General features: G+C 57.8%; 2 protein-coding genes. Both read left to right on the top strand.

Annotated elements, in window-relative coordinates; genetic code table 11:
• On the top strand, positions 1-1,242 hold a 1,242-nt coding region (locus tag ABX962_RS30340), incomplete at its 5' end, for an exonuclease SbcCD subunit D (RefSeq protein ID WP_372725164.1).
• Positions 1,239-4,847: AAA family ATPase (locus tag ABX962_RS30335; protein WP_372725162.1), on the top strand; the 3,609-nt coding region annotated here is incomplete at its 3' end. The genes ABX962_RS30340 and ABX962_RS30335, both read left to right, overlap by 4 nt.

The following is a 4,847-nucleotide window of genomic DNA, read 5'->3' as shown; positions in this document are numbered from 1 at the left end:
CCGGGCGAGTCGTTCCGATTTATTCACGCTAGCGATTTTCATCTCGAATCTCCTCTCGGGGACCTCGATGCGATCCCGAGTCACCTTCGTGACGCGATGGCCGATGCGCCACGACGCGCTGCGAAGGCGATTTTTGAGGCCGCTTTGGCCGAAAACATCGATTTCGTAGTGTTTTCCGGCGATCTGCTGAATCCTCAAGCCGCTGGCCCGCACGGGATGGCGTTGCTGTTGGATTATTTCGAGAAGCTGAACGCTAAGAAAAAGCCGGTATTCTGGGTCGCCGGAAACGCGGATGACCCGCAAAAATGGCCCGAAGCGGCCCCGCTGCCTCCCAACGTTACGTTGTTTCCCAAGAACAAAGCGATCGCGGTCCCCGTCCAACGCGCCGGACGCACGATTTGTGTTGTCGTCGGCCGCAGCAGCGAAGGTCGTGCGTCGTTGCATGTTCCGAGTTTCCGCGTCGACCCGAGCGACGAATACACCGTCGCGGTCGGCTATGGTTTTTCGGACGCCGACGCGCTGAAAGAAGGCCGTTTCGACTATTGGGCTCTCGGCGGCAAGCATAATCGCCAGGAAATCGAAGGGGGGGCCGAAGGAGCCGCGGTTTACTGTGGGTCTCCGCAAGGTCGTTCGCTCGACGAGCCTGGCCCGCACGGTTATTCGATTGTTGACGTCGACGCCGACCAAACCACGCGAGTGCACGAAATTGAATGCGATGCATTCCGCTACTGCAAAGTGGAGATTGATGCATCCGAAATTGCCGCGGTCGGCAGCATCCGCAATCTGTTGGGCGAACGCATCGTCCGGCTCCAGCACGAGAATGGCGGACGCCATCTGTTGATTGGCTGGGATATCTCAGTCAGCAGCGGTGAGAACCTGCATGCGATTGGCGACGCCGAGGAATTGCTGCAGTGGCTGCGACGCGAATTCGGATCGGGGACGCCAGCGGCTTGGACCGCATCGTTGGTCGTTCGCCCGCCACGCCACTACCCCAAGTCGTGGAATGAAGAAGACACGATCTTGGGTGACTTTTTACGTGCCGCGGACAAGCATCGCAAAAACGACGGACGCGAATTGAACTTGCTGCCGTTCACCGAAGAGCACAAGGGGATTCAAAGCACGACCTCGACGCTATTGGCGGACGTTCCCAGTTCGGCACGCGAACACATTCTTGACCAAGCGACGCTACTGGGTGTCGAACTCCTGCGTGGCGGCAAGCCAAATTTGGTGCAAAAATCATGAAGATCAAAGACATTCAAATTGATGGTTTCGGCGTTTGGACCGGATTGTCCGTCGACTCATTGTCCGATGGCATGACGCTGTTTTACGGCCCTAACGAGGCTGGCAAAACAACGCTGATGCAGTTTCTGCGAGCGATGCTGTACGGGTTCACCCCGGATCGCCGCGAACGCTATGTCCCACCAGTTTTTGGCGGCACCCCAGGCGGCGCGATCCGTGTGACGGGGCCCGGCGGCGGCTACCAGATTCGTCGTACCAGCCAATTGACCGACACCGGCGTGACCGGCAATCTGAGCGTCACAGGACAAGACGGGTTGTCGCAAGGCCAGCACCGATTGAGCAGTTTGCTCGGCCAAATCGACGAGCCGATCTTTACCAACGTGTTTGCCATTGGCATCCGTGAACTACAGGAACTAAGCACGCTTGACGGTACTGACGCCGCCGACGAGCTTTACAAATTGTCCAGTGGTCTGGACCGCGTTTCGCTCGTCGATGTGCTTCGCAGTTTGCGCGAAGGTCGCAAGAGCATGATCGGCAAGGATAGCGTCATCGACTCGGAAGAGGCGGGCAAGGTTGCCGCGATGATTCGCAAACGCGAAAAGTTGCGAGACGAAGTCGAGCAGCTCACCCGGCACGGCCGACGCTGGAGCGAACTAGCAAGCCAGCGACGATCGCAGCAACAAGAAATCGAAACGTCGTCCGAGCGAATGATCGCTTGGGAACGGGAAGCACGCTGCGTTGAAATCGCAACCAGCGTTTTCGACACCTGGAAACAACGCGAAGCATTGGCGGCATCCATCGCGGAAACGGAGCTCGAGTCCGAGTTGCCAGACGATGCGCCAGGGCAATTGGTCCAGATCGAAGCGATGGTCGAGGACAGCAAGGCCAAGATGGAAGAGGTCAAGGCAAAACGCCGTGAATTGCGGGTCAAAAACGAGCAGCTGCCGGTCAGCAAACGCCTCTTCGACTTGCAGGGGAAAATCGAAGCCGCCTCCGAGCAAGCCACATGGGTCGAGGCACTCGAAGAGCAAATCGAGCGTCTTGACGGACAAATCGACAAGGCCCGCAAGCAGCTCGAAGCGGACGCCGACCGATTGGGAATCGACGAAGCCGACAAGGTCGCGATCACCGAAGGTGATATGTCCAAGCTGCCGGATTTGTCCAAACAGTCGCTAGCGACACTTTCGGCCCCCGCAAAGCGGGTTAAGGAGCAGTTGTTTCTCCTAAAGCAGGCTCGCAGCGAAGGCGCCGAGCATAAGACACGCGCCGAGAAGATGGGTAGCCAGTTGCAGGGCGTCCTGGCCCGAGCTCGGGCGACCAATCTGCAGCAGGCCATCCGCGAAGAAAACGAACTGATTACTGCGCTGCGGCACCGCGGCCAACTCGGCGAACATATCGAAAAGCTGAAGCGGCACTACCGCGACTTGGAAAAAGAAACGGTCGACTTGACGACCGACGAAGCACTTCCAATGGATCGGCTGATCTTGTTGGCTGTCCCCTTTATCTTTGGCGGTATGTCGTTGGTCTATGGCGTATCGAACATGCTGGGGCTGACCTGGTTCTCGCCGGATCCCGATCCCACCAAAGGCATGTTTTGGTTGACCGTCGGATTCATGGGCATGCTGACGTATTACTTTGGCAAAGAAAACGGGATGCGTTCGACGTCTCGCGATCTGGAGGATTGCGAGCGCCAAATCGACACGCTCCGCAAACAGATCCGTGAACTGGAAAGCGAGCGAAACGAAGCCGACTCGACGCTGCCCACCAGCAACGAGACCATCGAGTTGCGAATTCGCGAAAGCGAGCAGCTGCTGGCAGAATTGGAATCGGTCTTACCGACCTACCACAACCACCAAGCGGCGCTGCAATCGTACAAGTCAGCGCGAGAACGGGCGACTGAAGCCGCCGATGGATTGAGAGATTCGCGCCGAGAATGGTCCGCCACGCTGAAGCGGTTGGGGCTAAGCGAATCGCTTTCGCCATCGAGTGTTCGGAACCTGAGCGATGGTTACGAGACGCTGCTCAGTAGTCGACGCCGCTGGGAAGAGCTGAAGACCGAACGGGATCAGCGGAAACGCGAACGGCAAACCTTGGCTCGCCGAATCGAGTCGCTGTACATGGAGGCGCTCGATCTGCAAGAGAACATCCCTGCAAAGAATCCTCGTGATGATGAGGACGATGACGACAGCGAACAGGCCGCCAAGCGAAGTCGCGTTCGTTCGAACCCGCTGGACCAACTGAATCATCTGCATGAAGAACTGTCTCGCCAGCAACACTGGATCAAACAACGTCGCAGCCTGAAAGAACAAGACCTCAAGCTGAAGAAGCAGCAAAGCGGATATTTTCGGGCGATCCAACGCGGCGAAACGCAGCGGCGTGCACTGTGGGCAAAGTGCGGCGTTGCCACTCCCGAGCAGTTCTATGGGCTGGTTGATAGCAAAGCGAGCTTGGCGGAAATGCGAAAAGAGCACACCGAGCTCGACAAGCAGGTTCGCTCGATGATAGGTACGCATGTGGAATACGATGCAGTCGCTCGCGAGATCGAGGGTGCCAAGCAGAGCGACATCGAACGCCGCTGGGATTCGTTGACGACACGGATGAGCGAGACCGAATCGCGTGTAGCTCAATTGCGAACTCAGCAAGGCGAGTTGGCTCAAGAGATGAAGCAGCTTGGTGAAGACTCGCGATTGACCACGGCTCAGTTGGAACTGGCATGTATCGAGCGCAAGATCATGGCGGCGGCGCGTCGCTGGCAAACGCTCGCGATGGCAAGCTGCCTGCTCGAAGACGTCTGCGGAACGTTCGAACGCGAGCGTCAACCCGAAACGTTGCGTGAGGCGTCGTCGTTCCTCAATCAATTGACCGACGGAAAGTACAACCGAATTTGGACGCCGCTGGGCACCAACCGATTGAAGGTCGACGACACCGATGGTAAGTCGTTGCCATTGGAAGTGCTGAGCCGCGGAACCCGAGAAGCGGTCTTCATTGCATTACGATTGTCGTTGGCTGCGGCCTACGCTCGTCGCGGAGTCATGTTGCCGTTGGTGCTCGACGACGTGCTGGTCAATTTTGACCGTGACCGAGCGATCTACGCGGCACGAACACTGAAGACGTTTGCCGAACTAGGGCATCAAGTGATGATGTTCACTTGCCACGAGCATATCGTCGATATCTTCCATGAAATTGATGTCCAGGTCCGAATGATGCCGCCACAGGGGCAGCCGGGCCGAGCCGAGGTTCTGCTACCGCAAGAACGCATCGAAGAAGAGCAGGTCGAAGAAGAGTACGAAGAGGAGGTCTACGAAGACGAGCCCGAAGAAGCGGTTTCGGAGGACGAGCCCGAAGAGGAACCCGCACCGGTGGTCGTGGTGGTCAAAGAGGAACCTAAACCCACTCCGAAGATCCTGTACGTCCGCAAAGACATTCCCAAAGTTCAGGCCAAGCCTGAACCCGTGGCCGAGGCTCCCAAGCCCGAGCCGGTCGTCGAAGCCGTTCGCCCCGAACCGGTAAATCCCGAACCGGTAAAGCCCGAGCCTCCGAAACCGGAACCCAAGCCACAGCCACGACGCCCCGAACCCAAACGCGTCAAGTCGATCGTCATCGAACCT

Source organism: Novipirellula sp., from assembly GCF_041583735.1.
In the GTDB taxonomy this organism is placed as follows: Bacteria; Planctomycetota; Planctomycetia; order Pirellulales; family Pirellulaceae; genus Novipirellula.
This window is presented reverse-complemented; position numbering and strand designations above follow the sequence as displayed.